We start from the raw sequence: 25,655 nt of genomic DNA, 5'->3' as shown, positions 1-25,655 counted from the left end.
CGGGTGGGCGGCATCGGGCCGTGGTCGTAGGTCCCGCTGGGCCGAAGGGCTGAGCCGGTCCCACCCGGCCGGGCGTCGCCCTCACCCGTGGGGGTGACGGTGCGCGGCCTCCCGGCTCTCGGCGGCCTTCAGCTCCGGCCGTGGACGACCGAACACCCATTGGTCGCGATTGTCCGGAGATGTCATCGCCAGGGGGCATGAGCTGCGGTTTCGGTCATGTGCATTGTGTGATTTGGGTCACAAGTGGTGACCTATTGTTGACCGAGCGTGCCGAACGTTGTGCTCCCTGTGATTCAGTTCTTCTGGCAATCGGACGATAACCATCAAGAACTATCCGAAGCAGCCGGGGAGCCCCCGCATGGAAGCCGAGTCGGAGCCCTACGTCCGCCTCGCGACCCTCCGCACCTTGCACCGGGTCGTGGCGGACCTCAACGCTGCCCGCAGCCTGGCCGGGACCCTCCAGGCCGTGGTCGAGGGTGCCGTGCACGGGCTCGGCTTCGACGCGGCGGCGGTCAGCCTGGTGCGGCCGGACGGCGACCTGGTGGTGGCGGCGGTCTGGGAGCTGGAGGAGAGCGCCTTCGGCGGCCCCGCCGTCCTGCTCGGCCAGGTCGGCTCGCGGGAGTCCTGGGAGCGGATGCTGAGCGTCAGCGACCACTGGGGCACGCTGCGCTTCCTCCCGTACGACCGGGGCTGGGCTATCGGCAGCGACATCCCGACCTGGACCGGGGACGGCCCGCTGCCGGTGTACACCAACGACTGGCACCCGCAGGACATCCTGCTCGCGCCGATGTACAGCGCCGGGGGAGACCTGCTCGGCGTCCTGTCGGTGGACCGGCCGCGCAGCGGCAAGCGGCCCGGCGCGTGGACCAGGGAGGCGCTGGAGATGTTCTCGCTCCAGGCGTCGATCGCGATCGGCAACGCCCGGCTGCGGGCCGAGATGCAGCGGGCACTGGCCCGGTTGGAGAAGGAGCAGCAGGCGCTCAGGGCCAGCGAGGAGAGCTTCCGGCAGGCGTTCGAGTACGCGCCGAGCGGGATGGCCATCACCGAGCTGCACGGGGCCGGGACCGGCCACCTGACCAGGGTGAACGACGCGCTCTGCCGACTGCTCGGCCGCCCGCGGGCCACCCTGCGGCAGCAGCGGTTCGCCGACCTGGTGCACCCCGACGACCTGGAACTGCTGAGACGGACCAGCGCCGAGGGCGGCCGGGCCGAGCTGCGGCTGTCCCGGCGGGACGGCGGCTACCAGTGGGTCTGCCTGCGCAACTCGGTGGTCGCGGACGCGGCGGAGGGCCCGAGCTTCCTGCTCACCCACGTCGAGGACATCGAGGAGCGCAAGCGGCACGAGTTCCAGCTTGCCCACCGGGCCAGCCACGACGCCCTCACCGGCCTGCCGAACAGTGCCGAGCTGCGCACCCGGCTGGGTCGCCGGCTCTGTTCCCAGGCGCCGGGCACGCCCGCCGCGCACCCGGAGCGGGAGCGGCACGACACAGAGCCCGCGTACGCCGGTCAGGCGGCCTCGTACGGAGCGCACAGCGCGTTCGAGGGTCAGGGGAGTCAGGTCGCGCTGCCGCACGGCTATGGGACGCCTGACGGCTTCGGGCTCGAGCCGGGCCCGGATCCGGAGCAGCTCGGCCGGCCGCGGGAGTGCTCCGAGGTGCCGGCCGACCACGTGCACGCGCTGATCCCGGCCGAGCTGCCGGGTGGGGGCGAGCTGTGGGGCGGCTCCGCCAGGCCCGGGGCGGCGGAGAAGGGACTCGCGGTGATCTTCTGCGACCTGGACGGTTTCAAGTCGATCAATGACCGGTTCGGTCACAAGGCCGGCGACGGGGTGCTGATCGAGGTGGCCAGACGGCTCCAGCAGGTGGTCCGTGAGGGTGACACGGTGGCCCGGCTCGGCGGTGACGAGTTCGTGGTGCTGGCCGACGGGATCGGCCGCGAGGAGGCCAAGGACCTGGCAGGACGGCTGCGCAACGCGATCATCCCGCCGATGCGGATCGACAACAGGACCGCCCGGGTCGGGGTCAGCCTCGGCATCGGCTGGGCCGGCTGCGGGATGAGCATCGAGGAGGTGCTGCACGTGGCCGACGAGCGGATGTACGACGAGAAGCGGGCGCGCGGCGGCCCCGCCAGGGGCGCCCGGGGAGAGCGTTCGCACCGGCGCGCGGGGTGAACCGGCCGGTATGGTTCCGCCGTCGGTACCACTGACCGTCCGGGCTCCGAACCGTCTTTCCACCGGGTCCTCCCCGGCAGGTAGGGTTCCCCCGGTACGAGCGTTCACTTGCCCGTACGGCGTTCGGTCGCCGTACGGTGTGCTGCTGCGATGGGGAGTTGACCACCGGTGACAACGGCCGGCAGTAACGGAGCGCCCGAGGACGCGGCGCAGGACGACCCGTTCGCGTACCTCTACCGACCTGCGGAGGGCGAGCAGGCGGCCAGCCAGCCCCGCGACTCGTACTCCCGCCCGGTCGAGGTCGGCCGCGCCCAGTACGGCCAGCAGGCCGCGCGGCCGCCCCGGGCGCCGCTGCCGCCGATGGAGCCCACCGCGCAGCTGCCGCAGCAGCACACCAGGTACGCCGAGCACTCCCGCCCCCAGCCGGGCGAGCAGCAGCCGGCCGGGCGCAGCAAGGGCGTGGTGATCGGCGCCGTCGCGGTGGTCGCCGCGATCGCGATCGGCGCGGGGGTGGCCCTCTCGATGGGTGACCCGAACAAGCCCGCCGACAAGGCCGCCGGCAGCACCGCCGCCCCGGTCGTCAGCCCGAGCGCGTCCCCCTCGCCCTCCGCCTCGGCCACTCCGACGGCGAGCACCGACCCGATCGCCGACGCGAGCAAGCTCCAGGGCCAGAACGCCCCCTCGGGCAACAGCGTGAAGGGCGCCAAGTCGGCGGACGGCGGCTACCTGACGCTGACCAACGGCTCCTCGGTGTCCTGGACGGTCTCGGTGCCGACGGCGGGCACGTACAAGTTCTGGCTGCACTTCAACAACACCGGCCAGAACCTCAAGGGCAGCGTCACGGTGAACGGCAAGCCCCGGGACGGCGGCATCTCGCTCAACAACTACTCGGGCACCGGGGTGGACCCGGCCAGTGCCTGGTACAGCACCAACATATGGCCGGAGCTGCAGGCCGGAGCCAACACCATCACGGTGTCGGTCCCGGCCGGGGGCAGCGACTCGATCCTGGTCGACCAGGTCGCGCTCACGCCGATGAGCGTGAACTCCTACCCGGGGAGCTGACCACCGCCGCCAGGCGGGCTACGGCCCCGGTCATCGCCGTGCGGGCCGGGGCGAGGTACTTGCGCGGGTCGGTGACGGCCGGGGCCTCGGCGAGGTGCTGGCGGACCGCCGGGGTGAAGGCGGTGTTCAGTGCGGTGCCGATGTTGACCTTGACCAGGCCGGCCGCGAGGCCGGCCGACAGTTCGTCGTCGGCCACGCCCGAGCTGCCGTGCAGCACCAGCGGGACGGGGACGGCCTCGGCCAGACGGCGGATCAGGTCGTGGTCCAGCAGGGCCGTCCGCGTGGTCATCGCGTGTGAACTTCCGACCGCCACCGCGAGCGCGTCCACCCCGGTCTCGGCGACGTAGCGGGCCGCCTCGGCGGGGTCGGTGCGGGCGCCGGGCGCGTGCGGGGAGAGCGGCGGTTCGCCGTCCTTGCCGCCGACCCGGCCCAGTTCGGCCTCCAGGTGCAGGCCGTGCCGGTGTGCCCACTCGGCGGCCTCGGCGGTGCGCTTGACGTTCTCGGCGTGCGGGAGCGCGGAGGCGTCGTACATCGCGGAGCTGAACCCGGCGGCGGCACTGGCCCGCAGCAGGTCGAAGTCCTCGACGTGGTCGAGGTGCAGCGAGACCGGGACCTTCGCGGCGGCGGCGATCTCGGCGCAGGCCCGGGCCAGCGGGAGCAGCCGCCCGCCGTGGTAGGCGACGGCGTTCTGACTGATCTGCAGCACGACCGGGGAGCCGGAGAGTTCGGCCCCGGCGGCGATCGCCTCGGCGTGCTCCAGGGTGATCACGTTGAAGGCGGGCAGGCCCCGGCCTTCGGCGACGGCGGCGGCGAGCAGGTCGGCGGTACGGGCAGCGGGCATGGGTGTCCCCCAGGGGTAAGTGGGCAGCGGGGACGCGGAACCGCTGCTCACCTACCCGGTGGGTGACCGGGGGTCAGGCCGCGTGGGCCTTGGCGAGACGGTCCGCGCCGACGATCCACTCGCCGCGGCGCATCACCGCGACGAGATCGTGGGTTTCGGAGTCGAGTACGACGAGGTCGGCGTTCTTGCCGGTCTCCAGGGAGCCGATCGAGTCGGCCAGGCCGAGTAGCCGGGCCGGGACGGTGGACAGCGAGGTGACGGCCTGGTTGAGCGAGAGGCCGTTGACGGTGACGGAGCGCTTGAAGGCGACGTCCAGGGTCAGGGTGGAGCCCGCGATGGAGCCGCCCTCGACCAGCCGGGCGACGCCGTCATCGACCCGGACCTGGAGCGGGCCGAGCGGGTAGAGCCCGTCGCCCATGCCGGCCGCGCCCATCGCGTCGGTGATCAGCGCGACCCGCTCCGCACCGGCGGTGCGGTAGGCGAGGTCGAGCACCGAGGGGTGCAGGTGCACGCCGTCGTTGATCAGCTCGACGGTGACCCGCTCGTCCTCCAGCAGCGCGACGATCGGGCCCGGGGCGCGGTGCTGGATGCCCGGCATCGCGTTGAACAGGTGGGTCGCCACGGTGGCACCCGCCTCGACGGCCTCCAGGGTCTTGGCGTAGTCGGAGTCGGTGTGCCCGACGGCCGCGATCACGCCGAGGTCGGCCAGCATCCGGACCGACTCCAGACCACCCGTCAGCTCCGGTGCCAGGGTGACCATCCTGGCGGCGCCGCGGGCGGCGTCCACCAGCTTGCGCACCAGCGCCGGGTCCGGGTCGCGGAGCAGGTCGGGGCGGTGCGCGCCGCAGCGGTGGTGCGAGATGAACGGTCCCTCGAAGTGGATGCCCGCCAGCACGCCGTCCTCGACCAACTCCGAGAGCACGGAGGCCTGGTGGCAGAGCTCGTCGATCTCGCCCGTGACGGTGGAGGCGACCGTGGTGGTGGTGCCGTGCGCCAGGTGGGTCCGGGCGACGGTGAGCGCCTCCTCCGCGATGCCGGAGGCGTATGAGGCGCCGCCACCGCCGTGCACGTGGAGGTCCACGAAACCGGGGACGACCGTGTAGCCGGTCAGGTCGACGTCACCGGGCCTGGCCTCACCGCCGAGTCCCGCGATCCGCGAACCCTCGACCGCCAGCCGGCCGTTCTCGACGACGCCGCCCGGCAGGACCAGCCGGGCGCCGGCCAGTGCAGTACCCCGCGGCGCAGCCGCCGATCCTTCGCGTGCGGTCACGCGGTCACCTCCATGGAGAGCAGATCCCAGGCGAGCAGGCCTGCGCCCAGGGATGCGGCGGTGTCTCTGAGCATGGCCGGTACGACCTTCGGGGGCATCTGGAAGGTCAGCCGCTCGGAGACCGCTGCGCGCAATGGTGTGAAGAGCGTGTCACCGGCTTCGGCCAGGCCGCCGCCGACGATCACCGTCGAGGGGTCGAGCAGGCTCTGGGCCAGCACGATCCCGTCGGCGAGTGCCTCGACGGCGTTCCGCCAGACCGCGATCGCGCGTTCGTCCCCGGCGTCGACGGCGGTGGCGCAGGCCGCCGCGTCGGCGTCCGGGTCACCGCTCGCCTCGGCCCAGGCCCGGGAGACCGCGGAGGCCGAGGCCAGCGTCTCCAGGCAGCCCCGGGCGCCGCAGCCGCACCGCGGTCCGCCGGGGCGGACCACCACGTGGCCGATCTCGCCGCCGTAGCCGTGCGCGCCCGCCTCGATTCCCCCACCGATGCCGATGGCCCCGGCGATGCCGGTGCCGAGCGCGATGAAGAGGAAGCGGTCCACGCCCTGCCCGGCGCCGATCCGCCCCTCGGCCAGGCCACCGGAGCGGACGTCGTGGCCGAGGGCGACCGGGATGCCGCCGAGGCGCTCGCCGAGCAGCTTGCGCATCGGGAGGTCCCGCCAGCCGAGGTTGGCGGAGAAGACCGCGATCCCGTTCTGCTCGTCGATCGTCCCCGGTACGGCGACGCCGGCGGCGAGGGGAGCGCTGCCGAGGCGGGCGCGTCCCTCGTCCGCCAGTTCGGCGGCGAAGTCGAGGATGGTGGCGACGACGGCATCGGTGCCGTGCTCCCGCCCGGTCGGTCGGCGTGCCTCGAACAGCACGGAGCCGTCCTGGGCGAGCAGCGCGGCCTTCATGCCGGTGCCGCCTACATCGAGTGCGATGACGTGCTTCACGGGGGACAGTTTCCCTTGACGATGTCGGAGAGGTCTAGTCCAGTTGCGTGATTGGTCTGGTCCAGGGTGGTGAGGTTATCGCGTTGAGGGTGGTTTGCGGGTGTTTGGTCGGCGCCTTCCTTTCCTCGGGTCGGGACCCTCCCTCAGGCCAGGATGATCGAGCGGGTCAGCGCGCGCGGCCGGTCCGGGTCCAGGCCGCGGGCCTCGGCGGTGGCGACGGCGAGCTTCTGGGCCCGGATCAGGTCGGCCAGCGGGTCCGAGCCCGGTTCGTGCACCAGTGCCGCGCCGGTCGCCGCGACCTGCTCGGCCAGTCCGTCGGGGAGCTCGCCGAAGGCCCAGACCGCCCGGCCGGGGGCCGCGATCGCGATCGGGCCGTGCCGGTACTCCATCGCCGGGTAGGACTCGGTCCAGGCGCCGGCCGCCTCGCGCATCTTCAGCCCGGCCTCCTGGGCCAGGCCGTACGTCCAGCCCCGGCCGAGGAAGGTCACCTGCTCGGCCGCGACCAGCTCGCCCGGAACCTCCCAGGCGACCGCCGCCTCGGCGTCCTCGGCCGCTTCGGCGATCCGCTTGGTGCCGGCCGGCAGCGCCCCCGCCAGCTCAAGGTGGGCCCGCAGCAGCGCGAGCGCGGTGGTGGCGAACCGGGTCTGCACCACCGAGCGCTCGTCGGCGAAGTCCAGCAGTACGGTCTGCTCGGCCGCCTCGAACACCGGGCTGCCCGCGGTGCCGGTGAGCACCGTGGCCGGCGTCTTGAGCCGCTCCAGCAGTTCGAGCACCTCGGTGGTGGTGCCCGAGCGGGTGATCGCCACCACCCGGTCGTACCGGCGGCCTGCCGGGAACTCCGAGGCGGCCAGCGCGTCCGTCTCGCCGTGCCCGCCGCTCTCGCGCAGCGCGGCGTAGGACTGCGCCATGAACCAGGAGGTGCCGCAGCCGATCACCGCGACCCGCTCGCCGCGCTGCGGCAGGACGGGTGCCGCGGCAGGCGCGAGGGCGGCGGCCTGCCGCCAGTTCTCGGGCTGGGTGGCGAGTTCCTCGGCGGTCAGTGAGGAGGAGGGCATGCGGGCTCCTTCGGAAGTGCTCCGGAGTAGAATGCGTGAAGCTGTTTGATTTATAGAGGTTTCGAGCACGATTGCGCAAGACCGGTTCGCTCGGTGGAACCTGTGGGAAGCTGACCCCGCCGTCGCACGGCGGCTCCGGACTGGAAGGGACGGCCTCTGCGTGTCCAGGTACGAGCGGTGGAACGCGCTGCTGGAACTGCTCACCGAGCACGGCAAGTTGGAGGTCGAGGAGGCCGCCGAGGCGCTGGAGGTGTCGGCCGCGACCATCCGGCGCGACCTCGACCAGCTGGCCCGCCAGCAGATGGTCACCCGGACCAGGGGCGGGGCGGTGGCCCACAACGTCAGCTACGACCTGCCGCTGCGCTACAAGACCGCGCGCAACGCCGACGCCAAGCAGCGGATCGGCGCGGCGGTGGCCGAACTGGTCGCCCCCGGTGAGGTGGTGGGCCTGAACGGCGGCACCACCACCACCGAGGTGGCCCGCGCGCTGGCGGTCAGGCCTGAGCCCGAGGGTGCCGGACAGGGTGTCACCATCGTCACCAACGCGGTCAACATCGCCAACGAGCTGACGGTCCGCCCGCACGTGAAGATCGTGCTCACCGGCGGGGTGGCCCGGCCGCAGTCGTACGAGCTGATTGGCCCGCTGGCCTGTCTGGTGCTCAACGAACTGGCCCTGGACATCACGGTGTTGGGAGTGGATGCGCTCGACGCCGAGCACGGCGCGACCGCCCACAATGAGGGCGAGGCGAGTGTCAACCGGCTGCTCGCCGACCGGGCCCGCCGGGTGGTGGTGGCGGCCGACTCGTCCAAGCTCGGGCGCCGTGCGTTCGCCCGGATCTGCGGGCTCGACGAGGTCTCGGTGCTGGTCACCGACACCGGCATCGGGCCCGAACTGGCTGCCGCCTTCACGGAGTCCGGAGTCCGGGTGATCGCGGTCTGAACAGCGGCCGCTGTTGCACGGGGCGCAACGGCGGCGGAGATTGGGTAACTCCTCCGGTTACAGGTCTGGACCACTGGCGGTCCGTGCTGAGAGGGTGGCCGACGCTCCTCCTCCCCCCGAAGGTGGTCCCCCGTTGTTCAGCGCCGTCCGGAAGCCCGTCCTACCCCTGACGGCGCTCGCCGTCTCCACCGCGCTGCTGGCCGGCGGCTGCGGGTCGAGCGTGCTCGGCTCCGGCGGCGATGTGACGCTGCGCCTGGTGGTGGCCGACTACGGCGACAGCCCGGCGAACAGCTCAACCCTGTACTGGAACGACCTGGTCAAGCGCTTCGAGCAGGCCAACCAGGGCATCGAGGTCGAGCTCGAAGTGGTGAGCTGGGACGACATCGACAAGCGCGTCGCCGAGCTGATCCGCAGCGGCCGGATCCCCGACATGCTGCAGACCGGCGGCTACGCCGACCACGTGGCGGCCGGGCGGCTCTACCCGGTGAGCGACGTGCTCACCATCGACGCCCAGGTCAACACGATCGACGCCTTCGCCAAGGCCGGCCAGGTGCTGGGCAGCCAGTACGGCATCCCGTTCATCGCCTCCTCGCGCGCGTTCTTCTACAACAAGGCCATCTTCGAGAAGGCGGGCATCTCTCAACCCCCGACCAGCTGGGACGAGTTGCGCAAGGACGCCAAGCTGATCAAGCAGAAGGTCCCCGGCGTGGTGCCGTACGGGCTGCCGCTCGGCCCGGAGGAGGCGCAGGCCGAGTCGCTGATGTGGACGACCAGCGGCGGTGGCGGACTGGCCGACGACGCGGGCAACTACAGCATCGACAGCGCGCCCAACCGGGCCACTTTCGAGTGGCTGCGCACCAACCTGGTGAAGGACGGTCTCACCTACGGCGAACCGGGGACGGTGAACCGCAAGACCGCGTTCGCGGACTTCGCGGCGGGCAAGGTCGCGATGCTCAACGGCCACCCCGCGCTGGTCCAGAAGGCGGTCGCCGCGAAGATCGACTACGGCCTCGCCCAGATCCCGCGCAAGGACCCGGGGAGCAAGGCGGCCGGGTTCGCGGTGGCCGACTGGATGATGGCGTTCAAGGCCAACGGGCACCGCGCCGAGATCAAGAAGTTCCTCTCCTTCGCGTACCGGAAGGAGAACACCCTGAAGTTCTACGAGACCTACAACATGCTGCCGGTCACCCAGGACGCCCGCCTCCAGATGACCACCGACAGCGCCCACGCCGACCTCAAGCCGTTCCTGGACGCGCTCCCGGACGCGCGCTTCTACCCGTACGGCGAACCGTCCTGGGCGAAGGTCAGCGAGCAGCTCAAGAAGGAGATCGGCGGCGCGGTGAAGGACGGCGGCGCCGAGACGCTGGCGCGGCTGCAGACCGCCGCCGCCGAGGCGGCGGCGGAGGCCCGCAAGCAGGGCTAGGGCCAGTCCACCGGACGGGCCCTAGCCGGTGGGGCCGAGGTCGATCGCGTACGCCTTGCGGAGGGTCTCGTGGACCGTCCAGGTGGTGCGGTCGCCCTCGTTCAGCACGGCGAGGTCGCCGGGGCCGACCTCCAGCACGGTGCCGTTCTCGAACGCGATGGTGGCCCGGCCGCTGATCACCACGAAGATCTCGTCGGCCTCGGTGTCGGTCACCACGCCCGGGGTGATCTGCCAGACGCCACGGATCCGGCGGCCGTCCGGCGACTCCCAGACCACCTTCCCGGAGACCTCGGGGGTGCCGGAGACGATCTGCGCCGGGTCCAGCGGGTCGGGTTCGAGGTCGGCGTCGGGGATGTGCAGCGCGAAACTGTTGGTCATGGCACCCGACGCTAACGCCCCCGTCCGGGTGCCGGGGGCGGCACACTGTGTCGGCCCGAACGGGCAGAATGACACCCCGTAAGACCGGTCGGTCCGAGTGGAGGTGAACCCGACCATGTCCGAGCTGACCGAACGCGAGCTGGCGGTGCTGGCCCTGGAGAGCCGCACCTGGCGCACCACTGGCGCCAAGGAACGCGCCGTCCGGGAGGAGCTCGACCTCTCCGCCACCCGGTACTACCAGATCCTGAACCGGCTGCTGGACCGTCAGGAGGCGCTCGCCCAAGCCCCGGTCCTGGTCAACCGGCTCCGCCGGGTCCGCGAGACGAAGCGCGCCGAACGCTGAGTTCCCCGAGCCCCCGGCGTCACCTATGGTCGAAGCATGGGTATTCCTGAGCCGAGTACGTCCGCCGGTCGAGCCGGGTTGGCCGCGTTGCTGGCCGAGCCGGCGTCTGCGGTGGTGGCGCTGGACTTCGACGGAACGTTGGCGCCGATCGTGGGGGACCCCGATCAGGCGCGGGCGGATCCGGCCGCGGTGGCCGCCCTGGCGGCGCTGGCGCCCCGGGTCGGTGCCGTGGTCGTGGTGACGGGCCGTCCGGCGGCGGTCGCGGTGGAGTACGGCGGCTTCGCCGGACTGGAGCGCTTCACGGTGCTCGGGCAGTACGGCGCCGAGCGCTGGGAGGCGGGCGTGCTCACCTCCCCGGCGCCACCGCCGGGGGTCGCCGCCGTACGGGCCGAACTCCCGAAGCTGCTGGCCGAGGCGGGCGCCCCCGAGGGCACCTGGACCGAGGACAAGGGCCGGGCCCTGGCCGTGCACACCCGCCGGACCACCGACCCGCAGGGCGTACTGGAGCAACTCCGCTCCCCGCTGGAGCAGTTGGCCGCCGCGCACGGGCTGATGGTGGAGCCGGGCCGGTACGTGCTGGAGCTCCGGCCGCCCGGGGTCGACAAGGGTGGCGCCCTGACCGCCTTCCTGTCCGAGCGGGCGCCGGGGCCGGTGCTCTACGCCGGTGACGACCTCGGCGACCTCCCGGCCTACGACGCGCTGGAGCGGCGCCGCACCGAGGGGCATCCCGCCCTGCTGGTGTGCAGCTCGGTCACCACCGGCGAGGCGCAGGTGGCCGAACTGGCCGACCGGGCCGACCTGTTGGTCCCGGGCCCGGCCGGCGTGGCGGAGCTGCTCGGTCTGCTGGCCGCCCGGCTCTAGCCGGGTGGCGGCGCGGTGGTGGAGCGGATCACCAGCTCGGGGTCGAACAGCAGCTCGCCCACCGGCACGGGCCGGTTGGCGACCAGGGCGAGGACGCTGCGGCCGACCTCAAGGGCCAGCCGGTCGGCCGGCTGGCGGACCGTGGTCAGCGGGGGGTCGGTGAACTCGGTGATCATCGTGCCGTCGTAGCCGACCACCGAGACGTCCTCGGGCACCGCGCGGCCCTGCCGCCGGACGCCGCGGATGGCGCCGAGCGCCATGAAGTCGCTGGCCGCCACGATCGCGGTGGCCCCCCGCTGGACCAGGGCGGCGGCCGCCGCCTGGCCGCCCTCGACGGTGTAGGACTGCCGGATCACCCACTGCTCGGCGTCGGCCAGGCCGCGCCGGGTCATCGCGGTCAGGAAGCCCGCCACCCGCCGGTCCGCCGGGTGGTTCCCGGCCGGGCCCGAGGCCATCCCGATCCTGCGGTGGCCGAGCCGGTGGAGGTGGTCCACCGCCAGCTCGGCCGCCAGCGCGTCGTCGGTGGAGAAGACCGGTGCCGGATGGCCGTCCTCGAACTGGCCGTTGACGCCGACATACGGGATGCGGCGGTCCCGCAGCAGCTCGTACGTCTCGGTGTCGGCGCCCTCCAGGGTGTTGCTGGCGGAGAGGAAGACCACCGCCGCGACGCCCCGGTCGGCCAGTGCGGTGACGAAGTCGCGCTCCTGCACACCGCCGGGGAAGGCCGGGCAGAGCACCATCTTGAGCCCGTGCGGGGCGAGCGCGGACTCGATCCGCTCGGCCACGTCCGCGAAGAACGGGTTGGAGATGTGCTCGGTCAGCACGGCCACCAACTGCCCCGGTGTGGACCGCTCGTAGCCGAGCTCGGCCATCGCCTGCTCGACCGCGTCCCGGGTCTTCTTGGCGACCCCCTGCCGTCGGTTGATCACCCGGCTGACGGTCGCCTCGCTGACTCCCGCGCGCGCCGCGAGTTCGGTGATCCCGACCTTCATGCCGTCCCTTCCAAGCTGGTGAGAGTGGCCAGGCCCGAGCGTGGCACCGGCAGGCTGTGCAGGCCGGGCGACAGCGTGAGCCGACTCCGCTCGATGATACGGCCGGTGGGGCCGTGAACCGTGAGCTCGGCCGAACCGCCCGGACCGGCCACCTCCAGGACCAGCCGGTCGGCCGCCGACCCGTTCACCAGGACCAGCTCCTCGAACCGGCCCAGCGCGACCGGCACCACCTGCTCGGCGTGCACGCTGACCAGCAGCCGCCGGTCGTCGGCCGCCCGCACCACCGGGTACAGCTCGTCCGGGCGGCCCGGTTCGGTCTCGCCGTCCAGCAGGGTGCCGCTCAGCCGTCGCCACTGCCCGAGCCAGAACGCCACCGCGGCGAGGTGCTCCTCCGGCAGCCGGGTGAGCCGGACGGAGACCTGCGGTACGGAGTGCAGGGCGCCGGCCAACTGCCGGGCCGCGCTGTGCGCCGGCGCCTCCGGGGGCCAGAGCAGCATGTCGGAGTGGACCGCGCCGCCGACCGCCAGGAAGGCGGTGTCGATGGTGCGCACCCGGTTGGCGGTGGAGTCGGCCGGGCAGTCGAAGGAGCGCAGCATGTTCCCGTAGGGCGCCATGCCGGGTCCGACGTACGGCTGGCGCAGCTCCAGCAGCAGCCCGGGGCGGATCGGCTCCAGCTCGGCCCGCAGCTCGGCGAGCAGCACGGTCATCGCCCGGCCGACGTCCGGGCCGCCGTCGCCGGCGTGCACCATGGCCTCGTCGAGGAAGTCCAGCTTGAGCCCGTCGAGCCCGAACTCCCGCACCAGGGAAACGCAGAGCCCGACCACGTGCCGCCTGATCTCGGGCAGGCGCGGGTCCAGCACGTAGGCCCCCGGCACGGTGGCGGGGACGGTGGGAGCCCACCGGCGGTACGCCTCGGACTGCGGGCCGACCAGCAGGGGGGCGGTCCAGAGCAGGTAGCGCAGGCCGCCCTCGCGAACCCGGCCGACGTGGGCGGCGAGATCGGGGAACTTGGCGGGGTCGGGCCGCCAGTCGCCGCAGCCCGCGTAGCCCCGGCCGTGGCCGCCGAGCTGCCAGCCGTCGTCCAGGATCAGCGCGCCGAAGCCGAGACCGGCCGCCACGGCGGCCTCCTGTTCGACCGATTCGGCGTCCACCCGCTGGTTGAAGGCGTACCAGGTCGAGTAGACCGGGGTGCGGGCGCCCTCGGGGACCGGCATCGCGTCGGTGCCGGCGGCGTACCAGCCGCGCAGCGCCCGCATGGCCGTGGCCACGGTGGGCGAGCGGGGCACGAAGAGCAGCCGGTGCGGCTCGGCGGACGGCGGCAGCAGGATCTGGACGACGTAGCTGTCGGTCTCCTCCGAGACGCCGAACCGGAGGTGGGCCTCGGGCACCGGGTCGGCCGCCGCGAAGGTCAGCAGGGTGGCGCCCGCGTGGTCGAACAGGCAGCCGGTGGCCAGCGCGTCCACCAGCGAGACCTTCGCCCTGCCCTCCCAGTCGGCGGGCAGCGTGCGCCGCCAGCCGCCCTGCGGGTGCCAGTACCCGGCGGCGTCGCCGAGCGGGACGGTCAGCCGGACCTCGACCGGTCCGCCCCCCGCCTCGACGGCCACCAGGCGGATGCCGGAAGGGAGTTCGGTGCTGGACCAGTGGCCGCCCGGGACGGCGATCGAGACCTGGTCGAGCAGCGGCTCGTACGCGGCCGGGGCCAATTCGGCCGTGGTGACGGCGTCGTGGAGGGAGGTCACTCCTTCACCGCCCCGGCGAGCAGCCCGGACACGAAGTGTCGCTGGAGGGCGAGGAACAGCGCGGACATCGGCAGTGCGGCGATCGCCGTGCCGGCCAGGATCGCGCCGTAGTCGGTGTCGTCCACGCCCTGCAACGAGGCGAGCGCGACCGGGATGGTGAGGGAGGCGTCGTCCCGGAGCACGATCAGCGGCCAGATGAACTCGTTCCACTGGAACAGGAAGAGGAAGATGGCGAGCGCGGCCAGCGCCGGCCGCATCGGCGGCAGCGCGACCCGGAGGAACAGCCGCAGTTCGCCGCAGCCGTCCACCCGCCCCGAGTCGAGCAGTTCGTCCGGCAGCGCGGCCATCGACTGGCGCATCAGGAAGATCCCGAACGGCAGTGCCAGGTTGGGCAGCAGCACCGCCTGATAGGTGTCCAGCCAGCGCAGCTCGGCCATCAGGCGGAACAGCGGCACCAGGGTCACCTGTGCCGGAATCACCAGGCCGAGCATCAGCAGGCCGAACAGCGGCTCGCGGCCCCGGAACCGGAACTTGGCGAAGCCGTACCCGGCCAGCGTGCAGACCGTACCGGCCAGCAGCGTGTAGACGGTGGCGATGCCGAGCGAGTTGAGCACCACCCGGCCGAAGCCGGCCTTCTCCTGGAGGCTCTCCAGGTTGTCCAGCAGGTGCCCGCCGGGGACCAGCGGCGGCGGGGTGCGGAAGATCTCCTGGGTGCTGTGGGTGGCCGCGACGACCAGCCAGTAGAACGGGACCAGCACGGCGGCCAGCGTGATCGCCAGCGACCAGGTCAGGGTGAGACTGCGGAGCTTCACGACTTCCCTCCGAGCACCTTGAACTGGAGCAGGCCGAGCGCCCCGATCAGCAGGGCCAGCGCGTAGGCGATGGCCGAGGCGTAGCCGAAGTCGAAGTACTTGAAGGCGTTCTGGTAGAGGTACATGCCGATCGTCAGGGTCGCGTTGTCGGGCCCGCCGCCGGTCAGCACATAGGGCTCGTCGAAGAGTTGCAGGGTGCCGATGGTGGAGAGCACGGTGGTCAGCAGCAGCGCGGGCCGCAGCCCGGGCAGGGTGACGTGTCGGAAGGCGCCCCAGGCCCCGGCACCGTCCACCGCCGCCGCGTCGTACAGCTCGGTGGGGACGGTCTGCAGCCGGGCCAGCAGGATCACCGCGTTGTAGCCGGTGTAGTGCCAGGTGAGCGCCAGGCCGAGGGAGACCTTGGCGAGCAGTGGGTCGGTCAGCCACGGAATGTCGCTGCCTAGCAGCCAGTTGAGCAGTCCGTACTGCTGGTTGAGCAGCACCGAGAAGACGATCCCGTACGCCACCAGGCCGGTGACCATCGGCAGGAAGAAGCCGAGTCGGAACACCGAACGGGCCTTGAGGAGACGAGAGTTGAAGGCGACCGCGAGGCCGGTCGCGAGCGCCAGCATCAGCGGGACCTGGACGACCAGGATCACCGCGCTGTTGCCGAGCGCGGTCCAGAACAGCGAATCGCCCACCAGCCGGGCGTAGTTGTCTAGACCGGCGAAGGTCTCCGCCCCGCCCGACTGCTTGAAGAGGCTGAGGCGGAACGAGGCGAGGATCGGGTACAGCTTGAAGGCGGCGAACAGCAGCACTGCCGGTAGCACGAACAGGTAGGGCATGGTGCGACGGGTCATCGCACGACCTTGCGCCCGGTCTGCTGGCCCAGTTGGTCGGCCGCCTGCTTCAGCACCTCGGCCGGGTCGGCGCCCTTGAGCAGCACCTTGGTCTGGGCGTCGGTGACCACCTTGAGCGCGCGGGCGTAGTCGGCGGAGTAGTTGAAGGCGGGGGAGGGGGCCTTCAGCGCGCCGAGGAAGATCTCGCCCTTCTTCTGCCCGCTGAAGAACGCCGAGGGCTCGTGGAAGATCGCGTCCTCGTACGCGGCCATCAGGGCCGGGGCTATGCCCTTGCCACGGTAGATCGCCACCTGCGAGGACGGCTTGGTGAGCACGTACTCGACGAAGGTCCACGCGGCGGCCTGCTGCTTGCTGGACCCGGCGATCGCCAGGTGGGTGGAGTTGACGGTGGCGGCGGTGGCGCCACCCCGGCGGACGGCCGGGGGCAGCCGGACCTTCCACTTGCCGGCCTCCTGCGGGACCAGGCCCTCGATGATGCCGCCGAACCAGGTCGGCCAGGGCAGCACGGCGGCGGTGCCCTGCTTGATCGAGTTCTCCAGCGCGCTCCAGCCGCCGGACAGGTCGCTGACCAGGCCGGCGTCGTTCATCTTCTTGATCAGGGTGAGGGCGGTGACCGCCTCGGGGGAGTCCAGCGTGATCGCGCCGTCCAGGTCGAAGTAGAACTTCCCCTGGAGCTGTAGCAGCAGTTGGAAGAAGTTGGCCGCGTCGGCCTGCGAGGCGGGCTTGTCGATGCCGAGCAGGTGGGCACCGGTGGCGGCCTTGAGCTTCTTGCCCGCCTCGATCACCTCGTCCCAGGTCGCCAGCGACTCGACGTCCACCCCGGCCCGCTCGAAGAGGTCGGCGCGGTAGTAGAAGCCGCCGGAGTTCGCCTCCCACGGCAGCGCGTTGACCCGGCCCTTGGGGGCGACGGTCTGCCACAGGCCCTGGGCGAAGGCGTCCTTGTGCCGGTCGGCGCCGAGCGGGCCGAGGTCGGCCAGGCCGGTGGGGAACTTCTCCACGTAGCCGGGCAGGTAGTCCACCCCGATGTGCAGCACGTCGGCCAGGCCGCTGCCGCCGGCCGCCAGGCCGGTGGTGATCTTGTCCCAGATCGCCGGGTTGCCGATGTCCTGAACGGTGACCTTGATGTCCGGATACGTCTTGTTGAACTCCGGCAGCAGCGCCTTGAGCTGGGCGGCCGGGCCCTGCCAGCTCCAGACCGTGATCTCGCCCTTGCGGGGGTCGCCGGCGCCACCGCCACCGCCGTCGGTGCCGGTCCCGGAGCCCGAGCAGGCGGCGAGCCCGGCGCCCAGGGTCAGGGCGCCGCCGAGTCTGAGGAGTCCGCGTCGGTTGAGGGTGGTCATCGTGGTGCCTTTCGAGGGTGGGGTGTGACGGCCTGGACGTTAGCAACGAGCCGCGCAGGCTTGCAATGGATCGATGAAAACTTTCTTCGGAATCGTGCAGGCTAGAAAGAATTCTTGCTCCTCCTCATTGAAAGTCGGCCCTGCTCGCTGTTAGCGTCGCGGCACCCTCGACGGAGAGACCTGGAGACCTGATGCGACGCGCCAGACTGCCGCTGCTCACCGCTCTCGCACTGCTGATACCGCTCGTGCTACAGACCCTGGCGGTGGCCGCCGAAGCCCCCGCCACCGCGAAGGTGCCGACGGTGGTCAATCCCGGGTTCGAACTGGGCACCAGGGGATGGGAGTTCACCTCGGGTGCGGGTGTTGCCGGCAACTACCCGCACGGCGGTGCCAAGTTGGCGTACCTGGACGCCGGCCGCGGCTTCCGGGTCGGCCAGACCCTGACCGCCCCGACCGCCGGCCGGTACGACATCTCGGCCTGGATCGCCACCGGCGGCCCGAACGGCCGGTTCGTGGTGCGGGTGAACGGCGTCGAGTCCGGTGCGGTCACCGTGCCGACGCGGTACGAGTACTCCCGGCACACCGTCAGCCGGGTCCGGGTGGCCAAGGGTGACCGGCTGGAGATCGCCTTCGAGTCCGGCGACGGCTGGCTCAACGTGGACGACGTGATGATCTCGCCGGCGGCCCCGGCCGACCCCCGGATCAGCTCCTCCGACCCGAAGATCGTCGAGATGTTCGACTGGGCCAAGCGGAAGGCCAACAGCTGGGTGCAGCTGCCCGGTTCGACCGGCCCGGTGAACGTCGACGAGAACAACCGCTCCGGTACCGGCACCGCCACCTACGGCCCGTCCTACTGGGCGGGGTACGCCAACCGCAGCGGCTACTACTCCCGGGACATGGCGCACCAGGTGGTCGGTGCCCAGGTGCTCGGTCTGACCGCCGAGAACCGCAGCATGCTGCACTCCTTCGCGGCCTCGGCCACCGAGGCGCACCGGTACTACCCGGTCTGGGCGCAGAACTTCGACACCCGTACCTACCTGAGCATCGACTACCGCAACCCCGCCTCCTTCGTCCGCGAGGTGCCCGCCCCGTTCGAGCTGGTGGAGAAGGCCGCCCAGGCGTACCGCTGGAGCGGTGACGCGGCGTACGTCGAGGACCCGGTGTTCTGGGACTTCTACCGGCACACCACCAAGGAGTTCGTCGCCCTGCACGACGGGGCCAAGGCGAACGGCCCGGTGCAGGTCGCCGAGGGCACCGGCCAGGGCATCTTCTCCGGCACCGCCAGCTACAACGAGCAGGGCAACGAGCGGCTCGCCGAGGCGGGGGACGGCATCGCGGCCCAGTACCAGGCCTACCTGGCGGTGGCCTCACTGGCCAGGGCCAAGGGCGACACCGCGCTGGCCGCCGAGGCGGAGCGGCAGGCGGTGGCGCTGAAGCAGTACTTCAACTCCGAGTGGAGCGGTGCCGGTTCAGGCGCCGACATGGTCCGGGCGTACTCCCTCGACGGCACCGCGTTCAAAGGCTGGGGCCTGGAGAACAGCTGGTTCATGCCGATGAAGAGGATCATCGACGCCGGCCCGCGCAACGACGCCTACCTGGACTACGTCGACGCCCAGGCCGCCGGCGCCGACGGGCCGTCCAACATCGAGGCGTTCACCTACCTGCCCGACACCTTCTTCAACAACAACCGCAACGACACCGCCTGGAAGTGGATGCGGCACGTGTACGACCAGCGCGACGTCCAGCACGTGAACGCCTCGCAGGGCCCGAACGGCGACTACCCCGAGGTCTCCTTCACCCTGGTCGGCCAGACCGTCTCCGGTCTGCTCGGCCTCGACCCGGACGCGCCCGCGCGCCGGCTGACCTCCCAGTCCCGGCTGCCCACCGGGATGGACTGGCTCCAGGTCGACGACATCCCGGTCGGCAAGGACACCGTCAGCCTCCGGCACGACGGCGCCACCAGCTCCACCCTGACCAACCACTCCGCCTCCCGCGGCTACACCTGGGAGGCTCGCTTCGTCGGCAGCCACCCGACGCTGACCGTGAACGGCACCACCAGGTCCGCGCTGACCAAGGTCGAGCACGGCGTCACCTACAGCTACGCCGAGGTGAAGGTGGCGCCGGGCCAGACCGCCGTGGTCGCGGTGGTCGGCTGAACGGCGTTCCGGGGTGCGGAGGTTGTGGTGACACCGCACCCCGGAACGCGAGGTCCGAATCCCGCCGGACCGGGCCGCCCGGCTCGACCATGCTCGTCCACATGAACCGAATCGAAGGACAGGTGGCCCTGGTGACCGGCGGCAGCAGGGGGATCGGCGCGGCCGTGGCGCTCCGGCTCGCCGAGGAGGGCGCCGACCTGGCGCTGACGTACGAGCAGAACGCGGAACGGGCCGGGCAGGTGGTCGAGCAGGTGAAGGCGCTCGGCCGCCGGGCCCTGGCGATCCGGGCGGACAGCGCGGACCCGGAGGCGGTCCGGGCCGCCGTGGACGGGGCGGCCGCCGAGTTCGGGCGGCTGGACATCCTGGTGAACAACGCGGCGGTGTTCCCGATGGGCTTGCTGGAGGAGCTCGAACTCGCCCAGCTGGACCGGACCTTGGCGGTGAACGTTCGTGCGCCGCTGCTGGCCGCCCAGGCGGCCGTCCGGCACATGACCGGCGGCGGCCGGATCATCGGCATCGGCAGCAACGTGGCCGAGCGGGTGGTCTTCCCCGGCCTCGCCCTGTACGCGGCGACCAAGACCGCCCAGATCGGCCTGGTCAAGGGCCTGGCCAGGGAGCTCGGCCCCCGGGGCATCACCGTCAACCTGGTCCACCCGGGGCCGACCGACACCGACGCCAATCCGGCCGAGGGCCCGTTCGCGGAGACCGTGAACGGCTTCACCGCGCTGGGGCGTTACGCGCAGCCGGACGAGATCGCGGCCACCGTGGCGTTCCTGGCCGGTCCTGACGGCCGGTACGTCACGGGTGCCGCGATCAGTGTGGACGGCGGGTTCGCCGCCTGACGGTCAGTCGCGCAGCGCCGTGAGCTGGTCGAGGAACCACTGCTGCGGCGGCAGTGCGGTGGAGGCGGCGGCCAACCGCTTGGTGCGATCGGCCCGTTCGGCCGCCGGCATGGTGAGGGCCCGGTGCAGTGCCTCGGCGGTCTCGATGACGTCGTACGGGTTCACCGTGATGGCGTCCTCGGCGAGTTCGGCGTACGCGCCCGCCTCCCGGGAGAGCACCAGGGCGCAGCCGGCGTCGGAGACCACCGGCACCTCCTTGGCGACCAGGTTCATCCCGTCCCGGATCGGGTTGACCAGCGCCACGTCGGCGAGCCGGTACGCGGCCAGCGAGCGGGGGAAGTCGTCGTTCACGTGCAGGATCAGCGGCTGCCAGTCGGGCGTGCCGAACTCGTCGTTGATCTCGTGGGCGATCCGCTGCACGGCGGCCGTGTACTCCCGGTACTCGGGCAGGTCGTGCCGGGACGGGTAGGCGAAGGCGATGTGCACCACCCGGTCCAGCCACTCCGGGCGGGAGCGCAGCAGGTGCCGGTAGGCGAGCAGGCCGCGGACGATGTTCTTGCTCAGCTCGGTCCGGTCCACCCGGACGATCGTGCTGCGCTGCCCGACGGCCTCCTTGAGGGTGGCCAGCCGGGTGTCCACGTCCGGCCGGTGGGAGCGCTCGCGGAGGAAGTCGGCGTCCGCGCCCAGGGCGTGCACGCCCAGCCGGGTGGTCCGGCCGGCGTGCGTCACGGTGAGCGCGGCCCGATCCACGGTGGCGCCGAGCACCGCCTCGCAGCAGTCCGCGAAGGCCAGCGCCCAGCGGCGGGTCAGGAACGCCGCGCGGTCCGCGCCGAGGATGCCGGTGAGTACGTCGGCGGCCACGTCGTCCGGCAGCAGCCGGTAGTACTCGGGCGGGGCCCACGGGGTGTGCGAGAAGTGCCCGATCCGCAGGTCGGGCCGCAGCTGCCGGAGCAGCTCCGGGGCGAGGGAGAGGTGGTAGTCCTGGATCAGCACCGCCGCACCCGGCGCCGCCTCGGCGGCCAGGGCCTCGGCGAAGGCCGTGTTGTACGTCCGGTAGGAATCCCACTCGCGGCGGAACCGGTCGTCGAAGACCGGGGCCACCGGGGTCCCGTACAGCAGGTGGTGGACGAACCAGAGGGTCGAGTTGGCCACGCCGTTGTAGGCCCGGGCGAAGGTGCCGGGATCGATGTCCAGCATCCGGACGGCCTGTCCGCCGACCTCGAACCCGCCGAGGTCGAGCCGGCCGTCGGGGGAGCGGCGGGCCGCCGTCCGGTCGGCCTCCGAGAGGGCGGCGCAGACCCAGACGGCGGACGGGTCGTCGATCGCGGACAGGCCGGAGACCAGCCCGCCGCCTCCTCTGCGCAGCGTCAGCGAGCCGTCGTCCTCGGCGGTGAAGGACACCGGCCCCCGGTTGGAGGCCACCAGGATGGGGGCGGCCCCGGTCAGATTCGAACGTTCGGTCGCGAGATCGGCCATGACACCAACCTTGCCTTGCACCCGGGGACCCAAACCACCCGAGCGGTGTCGCAGGGGCTCGGAACGTCCGGTTCAGGGGCTCGGGGCGAGCTCCCTGACGGGCACCTTCGCAGTGCCCGAGCCCCTGGTCAGCCCCGGCTGAGGTATTCGGGGACGGTGATCATCGGGGGACGTTCCAGGGCGGTGACCGGGTGGGTGTGGGCGGTGAACTCCCGGGTGGCCGGATCACGGGTGAACTGGGTGAGCAGGGGGTGGACCAGGTCGGGGGTGGTCTTGAGGCGGTGGGTGCGGTCGAGGCGGTCCAGTGCGGTGCGGTAGATGGTGGCCGCCATCCGGCCCAGGGCCTGGCCGTCCTGGTGCCGGTGGTGCCGGACGCCCACGTCCACCTGGGCCAGGGCGTCCAGGCCGACCAGGTCGAGCGCGTCCACCAGCAGACCCAGCTCGACGCCGTACCCGGTCGGGAACGGCAGCCGCTCCAGCAGTGACCGCCGAGCCGCGTACTCCCCGCCCAGGGGCTGGACGAAGCCGGCCAGTTGTGGCCAGTGCAGGTTGAGCAGCGGCCGCGCCACCAGTTCGGTCACCCGTCCGCCCCCGGTCGGCATCACCGCGCGGCCGGTCTCGAGCGGCCGGTCGTACATCGCCTTGACCAGCTGGATCGCCGGATCGGTCAGCAGCGGGCCGACGATGCCGGAGACGAAGGCCGGGTCGAACTCCCGCAGGTCCGCGTCGATGAAGCAGACGATCTCGCCCGAGGTCACCAGCAGTGAGCGCCAGAGCACCTCGCCCTTGCCCGGGGCGGCGGTCAGCCGGGCCAGGACGTCGTCCCGGTGCACCACCCGGGCGCCGGCCGCCGCCGCGGCCGTGGCGGTGCCGTCCACCGAGCCGGAGTCGACCACCACGATCTCGTCCACCAGCGGCAGCCGTTCCATCAGCTCCCGCCGGATCACCCGGACGATCTCGCCGACCGTCGGCTCCTCGTCGAGCGCGGGCAGCACCACGCTGACCGTCCCGGCCGGGCCGGCGGCGCGTTTGGCGGTGAGCAGGTCGGCCGGAGGCCGGTCGGCCGCCGTCCAGGAGCGTCGGCGCAGCCAGTCGGCCACCTCCGGCAGCAGCTCCTCGGGCGGGTCGGCCGGGGTCGGCTGGTCGGGCACGTCTGGTCTCCTCGGTTCGAACGCTCGGGACGGGGCTCCCGGGACGGGGCATCTCGCGACTCGGACGCACGGTTCCCCGCCGGGCGCCTTCGGATACAGTCTTCGTACTGCGGTCAGACCTTCGCACGTCGGGGTCGGCCGGAGAGCAGGACCACAACTTCACAGAGCTCATCCAGAGGGACTGAGGGAACGGCCCGTCGAAGTCCCGGCAACCTTCTCGTACGGCCGACCCCAGGGGTCATCCGGCGGGACAGGTGCCAATTCCGTCCTGTGGCGCGACCGCGTCACGGGGAAGATGAGGAGAGAGGCCTCCGCCATCATGGCTACCGCTGTTTCTGCCGCCCCGACCGTCGACCTCGGCCCCGCTGCCGCCCTGTCCTGTCGTGAGTGTGGCACCCGATTCCCGCTCGGTCCGAGCTTCGCCTGCGTCGAGTGCTTCGGCCCGCTGGAGATCGCGTACGAGTTCGGCTCCGAGTCCGCCGAGGAGCTGCGCAAGCGGATCGAGGCCGGTCCCGCGTCGATCTGGCGCTACGCGCCGCTGCTGCCGGTCCCGGCCGACGTGGCGGGCAAGCCCAACCTGAACCCGGGCTGGACGCCGCTGGTGAAGGCCGACAACCTGGGCCGCGAGCTCGGGTTCACCGCCCAGCTGCACGTCAAGGACGACTCGGGCAACCCGACCCACTCCTTCAAGGACCGGGTGGTCGCCTGCGCCATCGAGGCGGCGCGCGCCTTCAACTTCACCACCCTCTCGTGCTCCTCCACGGGCAACCTGGCCGGCGCCGTCGGTGCCGCCGCGGCCCGGGCCGGTTTCAAGTCCTGCGTCTTCATCCCGCACGACCTGGAGCAGGGCAAGGTCGTGATGGCCGGTGTGTACGGCGGCGAGCTGGTCGGCATCGAGGGCAACTACGACGACGTGAACCGGTTCTGCTCCGAACTGATCGGCGACCCGGCCGGCGAGGGCTGGGGCTTCGTCAACGTCAACCTCCGGCCGTACTACGGCGAGGGCTCGAAGACGCTGGCGTACGAGATCTGCGAGCAGCTCGGCTGGCGGCTGCCGGAGCAGCTGGTGATCCCGATCGCCTCGGGCTCCCAGCTCACCAAGATCGACAAGGGTCTGCAGGAGCTGATCAAGCTCGGCCTGGTCGAGGACCGGCCCTACAAGATCTTCGGGGCCCAGGCCGAGGGCTGCTCCCCGGTCTCCGCCGCCTTCAAGGCGGGCCACGACGTGATCCGCCCGGTCAAGCCGGACACCATCGCCAAGTCGCTGGCGATCGGCAACCCGGCCGACGGCCCGTACGTGCTGGACATCGCCCGCCGCACCGGCGGGGCGGTGGAGGACGTGACGGACGCCCAGGTGGTCGACGCGATCAAGCTGCTGGCCAGGACCGAGGGCATCTTCGCCGAGACCGCCGGCGGGGTGACCATCGGCGTGCTGAAGAAGCTGGTCGAGACCGGTCAGCTCGACCCGTCCAAGGAGACCGTCGCGATCAACACCGGTGACGGTCTGAAGACCCTGGACGCCGTCGCCGAGGCGGGCCTGACCGCCACCATCCGCCCGACGCTGGACTCCCTCCGCGCCAGCGGAATCCTCGACCAGCACAGCCGCGCCGCCGGTCTCGCCGCCTCCGCCTGATCCCCCCTCACCTCCCCGCTAGGAGCCCGCGCATGAGCGCCACCGTCCGCATCCCGACCATCCTGCGCACCTACACCGGCGGCGCCGCCGAGGTCACCGCCGAGGGCGCCACCCTGGGCGCCGTCATCGCCGACCTGGACGCCAACCACCCCGGCATCGCCGCCCGGGTGCTGGACGACGCGGGCAAGCTGCGCCGCTTCGTCAACGTGTACGTGAACGACGACGACGTGCGATTCGCCGAGGGTCTGGAGACCGAGATCAAGGACGGCGCGGGCATCTCGATCATTCCCGCGGTGGCCGGCGGCTGCTGAACTCCGGCACTCCGCGGAATGCCGTCGAGCCGCCGCCGGTACCGGAATCGCTATTTCCGGTACCGGCGGCGGCTCGCCGTCGTCGAGTGGAAAGTCGGGTGGAAATCCGGGTGGGCGCGAGGGAGTAGAGTGCGACTCGAGTCGGCGAATCCGCTCCAGCCGCCGCCAGTTCCACGCACCGTCAGCCGATCGCGTACGCAAGGCCCGTCCGGCCGTTGAGACATCCGCCGGACCGCGTGAGACAGAAGATGTCAGGCAAGCGTCAGAAATCTGGCCGCATTTTGCGGTGATGAGTCCGCTATGCCCGGAGTGAATTGCCGCATTCTGCCGCTTTCCTCCCTCGATATCCCATTCGACCGCTCCTGAATTCAGCAAGGTGGGCCCTGTTGCAGAGGGCGTCTGTCCGGATACATTCAGCCGCGATCGACGCATTCACCCGTCGGCCGGACCGCCTCGCGGTGGCCCGGTGGGGCGTTTGCGGCGTGCACGGCTGCGCCCAGGGGGGGTTCCCTCGGGCGTGCCTGTTCAGACCTGGGCCCGCATCCTGCGGGTCCGCGAAGGGCCAGCACAGCACAAGGGGAGTTCGGAATGGCTCAGGGCACCGTCAAGTGGTTCAACGCGGAGAAGGGGTACGGCTTCATCGCGGTCGACGGTGGTGCGGACGTGTTCGTCCACTACAGCGCGATCCAGATGGACGGCTACCGCACCCTCGAGGAGGGCCAGCGGGTCGAGTTCGAGATCTCCCAGGGACAGAAGGGCCCGCAGGCGGACATGGTCCGTACGCCGGCGGTCTGATCCTTTCCGAACCTCGGAGTCTCGGCTCGGCCAACGAGCTGGCGTCACCTGCTCGGTCCGCAGGCCCGTACGACACCCGTCGTACGGGCCTGCGGCGTTCCCGTCCGGAGGACGCCACTACCACGGTGGGGCTTGCACTCGATACCCGAGAGTGCTAATCATTGGCGTTAGCACTCACAGCATGAGAGTGACAACGGACCGGGTCGGTGAGGCCCCCGGGAGCGGTAGGGGACAAGACCCCCGCACACCAGGGCCGTCCGTCGCGGGCGCCCCTCGGTCCGGTGCAGTCGACCGTGT

At 71.9% G+C, this 25,655-nt stretch carries 23 protein-coding genes and 1 riboswitch; of the genes, 11 read left to right on the top strand and 12 right to left on the bottom strand.

What is annotated here, in order from left to right; genetic code table 11:
• Positions 1-358 precede the first annotated feature (358 nt).
• Positions 359-2,170, top strand: coding sequence for a diguanylate cyclase domain-containing protein (locus tag ACKUU6_RS14555; RefSeq protein WP_407988955.1), 1,812 nt, complete (start codon positions 359-361; stop codon positions 2,168-2,170).
• 168 nt (positions 2,171-2,338) lie between these two features.
• Entirely contained in the window at positions 2,339-3,232 is an 894-nt protein-coding gene (locus tag ACKUU6_RS14550) for a hypothetical protein (RefSeq protein WP_407988954.1), read from the top strand.
• Here the strand turns inward: ACKUU6_RS14550 and ACKUU6_RS14545 are convergent.
• From ACKUU6_RS14545 to ACKUU6_RS14530, 4 genes are all read right to left on the bottom strand, one after another.
• On the bottom strand, positions 3,195-4,073 hold the full coding sequence (locus tag ACKUU6_RS14545; RefSeq protein ID WP_407988953.1) for a class II fructose-bisphosphate aldolase: 879 nt from the start codon (positions 4,071-4,073) through the stop codon (positions 3,195-3,197). The two genes, ACKUU6_RS14550 and ACKUU6_RS14545, sit on opposite strands and share 38 nt — an antisense overlap.
• 73 nt (positions 4,074-4,146) lie before the next feature.
• Complete coding sequence (gene nagA, locus ACKUU6_RS14540; protein WP_407988952.1) at positions 4,147-5,343, bottom strand: N-acetylglucosamine-6-phosphate deacetylase; 1,197 nt, start codon at positions 5,341-5,343, stop codon at positions 4,147-4,149.
• Positions 5,340-6,272, bottom strand: a complete 933-nt coding sequence (locus tag ACKUU6_RS14535) for an ROK family protein (protein WP_407988951.1) — start codon at positions 6,270-6,272, stop codon at positions 5,340-5,342. Before ACKUU6_RS14535 ends, nagA begins: the two co-directional genes overlap by 4 nt.
• A gap of 143 nt (positions 6,273-6,415) precedes the next feature.
• Positions 6,416-7,327, bottom strand: a complete 912-nt coding sequence (locus ACKUU6_RS14530) for an SIS domain-containing protein (RefSeq protein WP_407988950.1) — start codon at positions 7,325-7,327, stop codon at positions 6,416-6,418.
• Positions 7,328-7,487: 160 nt separating this feature from the next.
• On the opposite strand from ACKUU6_RS14530, the gene ACKUU6_RS14525 reads away from it, so the two are divergent.
• Both ACKUU6_RS14525 and ACKUU6_RS14520 read left to right on the top strand, forming a co-directional pair.
• Complete coding sequence (locus ACKUU6_RS14525) at positions 7,488-8,267, top strand: DeoR/GlpR family DNA-binding transcription regulator (RefSeq protein ID WP_407988949.1); 780 nt, start codon at positions 7,488-7,490, stop codon at positions 8,265-8,267.
• Positions 8,268-8,400: 133 nt separating this feature from the next.
• Positions 8,401-9,690 (top strand): extracellular solute-binding protein, encoded by a 1,290-nt coding sequence (locus ACKUU6_RS14520; RefSeq protein WP_407988948.1) that lies wholly within the window; start codon positions 8,401-8,403, stop codon positions 9,688-9,690.
• A gap of 21 nt (positions 9,691-9,711) precedes the next feature.
• Here the strand turns inward: ACKUU6_RS14520 and ACKUU6_RS14515 are convergent, their stop codons facing one another.
• Complete coding sequence (locus ACKUU6_RS14515) at positions 9,712-10,068, bottom strand: cupin domain-containing protein (protein WP_407988947.1); 357 nt, start codon at positions 10,066-10,068, stop codon at positions 9,712-9,714.
• 115 nt (positions 10,069-10,183) lie between these two features.
• Here ACKUU6_RS14515 and ACKUU6_RS14510 point away from each other — a divergent pair, with 115 nt between their 5' ends.
• On the top strand, positions 10,184-10,411 hold the full coding sequence (locus ACKUU6_RS14510; protein ID WP_407988946.1) for a DUF3263 domain-containing protein: 228 nt from the start codon (positions 10,184-10,186) through the stop codon (positions 10,409-10,411).
• Positions 10,412-10,447: 36 nt separating this feature from the next.
• Positions 10,448-11,272, top strand: a complete 825-nt coding sequence (gene otsB / locus ACKUU6_RS14505; RefSeq protein WP_407988945.1) for a trehalose-phosphatase — start codon at positions 10,448-10,450, stop codon at positions 11,270-11,272.
• On the opposite strand, the gene ACKUU6_RS14500 is transcribed toward otsB, so the two are convergent.
• From ACKUU6_RS14500 to ACKUU6_RS14480, 5 genes are read right to left on the bottom strand one after another with little or no spacing between them, the layout of a single operon-like run.
• Entirely contained in the window at positions 11,269-12,264 is a 996-nt protein-coding gene (locus ACKUU6_RS14500) for a LacI family DNA-binding transcriptional regulator (protein ID WP_407988944.1), read from the bottom strand. The genes otsB and ACKUU6_RS14500 overlap by 4 nt on opposite strands.
• Positions 12,261-14,003 (bottom strand): glycoside hydrolase family 36 protein, encoded by a 1,743-nt coding sequence (locus ACKUU6_RS14495; protein ID WP_407988943.1) that lies wholly within the window; start codon positions 14,001-14,003, stop codon positions 12,261-12,263. The genes ACKUU6_RS14500 and ACKUU6_RS14495 overlap by 4 nt, the downstream gene beginning before the upstream one ends.
• Positions 14,000-14,815, bottom strand: a complete 816-nt coding sequence (locus ACKUU6_RS14490) for a carbohydrate ABC transporter permease (protein ID WP_407988942.1) — start codon at positions 14,813-14,815, stop codon at positions 14,000-14,002. The genes ACKUU6_RS14495 and ACKUU6_RS14490 overlap by 4 nt, the downstream gene beginning before the upstream one ends.
• Positions 14,812-15,654, bottom strand: coding sequence for a carbohydrate ABC transporter permease (locus ACKUU6_RS14485; RefSeq protein WP_407988941.1), 843 nt, complete (start codon positions 15,652-15,654; stop codon positions 14,812-14,814). The genes ACKUU6_RS14490 and ACKUU6_RS14485 overlap by 4 nt, the downstream gene beginning before the upstream one ends.
• Complete coding sequence (locus ACKUU6_RS14480) at positions 15,651-16,994, bottom strand: ABC transporter substrate-binding protein (protein ID WP_407988939.1); 1,344 nt, start codon at positions 16,992-16,994, stop codon at positions 15,651-15,653. Before ACKUU6_RS14480 ends, ACKUU6_RS14485 begins: the two co-directional genes overlap by 4 nt.
• Before the next feature lie 191 nt (positions 16,995-17,185).
• Here ACKUU6_RS14480 and ACKUU6_RS14475 point away from each other — a divergent pair, with 191 nt between their 5' ends.
• A complete protein-coding gene (locus ACKUU6_RS14475; RefSeq protein WP_407988938.1) occupies positions 17,186-19,150 on the top strand; it encodes a hypothetical protein in 1,965 nt (654 codons plus the stop codon).
• 101 nt (positions 19,151-19,251) lie between these two features.
• Positions 19,252-19,992: an SDR family NAD(P)-dependent oxidoreductase gene (locus tag ACKUU6_RS14470; RefSeq protein WP_407988937.1), complete on the top strand. Its 741-nt coding sequence runs from the start codon at positions 19,252-19,254 to the stop codon at positions 19,990-19,992.
• Positions 19,993-19,995: 3 nt separating this feature from the next.
• Here ACKUU6_RS14470 and ACKUU6_RS14465 read toward each other — a convergent pair whose 3' ends face one another.
• Both ACKUU6_RS14465 and ACKUU6_RS14460 read right to left on the bottom strand, forming a co-directional pair.
• Positions 19,996-21,468 carry an alpha,alpha-trehalose-phosphate synthase (UDP-forming) gene (locus ACKUU6_RS14465; protein WP_407988936.1) on the bottom strand — a complete coding sequence of 491 codons (1,473 nt, stop codon included), beginning with the start codon at positions 21,466-21,468 and terminating at the stop codon, positions 19,996-19,998.
• A gap of 128 nt (positions 21,469-21,596) precedes the next feature.
• Positions 21,597-22,580: a glucosyl-3-phosphoglycerate synthase gene (locus ACKUU6_RS14460; protein ID WP_407992129.1), complete on the bottom strand. Its 984-nt coding sequence runs from the start codon at positions 22,578-22,580 to the stop codon at positions 21,597-21,599.
• 204 nt (positions 22,581-22,784) lie between these two features.
• Positions 22,785-22,921: riboswitch (SAM riboswitch) on the top strand.
• Between the two features lie 17 nt (positions 22,922-22,938).
• Between ACKUU6_RS14460 and thrC the strand changes: the two genes are divergently transcribed.
• The 3 genes from thrC (at position 22,939) to ACKUU6_RS14445 (ending at position 25,358) form a co-directional block, all read left to right on the top strand.
• Positions 22,939-24,252, top strand: a complete 1,314-nt coding sequence (gene thrC / locus ACKUU6_RS14455) for a threonine synthase (RefSeq protein WP_407988935.1) — start codon at positions 22,939-22,941, stop codon at positions 24,250-24,252.
• A gap of 32 nt (positions 24,253-24,284) precedes the next feature.
• Entirely contained in the window at positions 24,285-24,563 is a 279-nt protein-coding gene (locus ACKUU6_RS14450; protein ID WP_407988934.1) for a ubiquitin-like small modifier protein 1, read from the top strand.
• A 588-nt stretch (positions 24,564-25,151) separates the two neighbouring features.
• Complete coding sequence (locus ACKUU6_RS14445) at positions 25,152-25,358, top strand: cold-shock protein (protein ID WP_184915598.1); 207 nt, start codon at positions 25,152-25,154, stop codon at positions 25,356-25,358.
• The last annotated feature ends 297 nt before the right edge of the window (positions 25,359-25,655 follow it).

Origin of the sequence: Kitasatospora sp. CMC57, from assembly GCF_045866025.2 — a bacterium.
GTDB lineage: Bacteria > Actinomycetota > Actinomycetes > Streptomycetales > Streptomycetaceae > Kitasatospora.
This window is presented reverse-complemented; position numbering and strand designations above follow the sequence as displayed.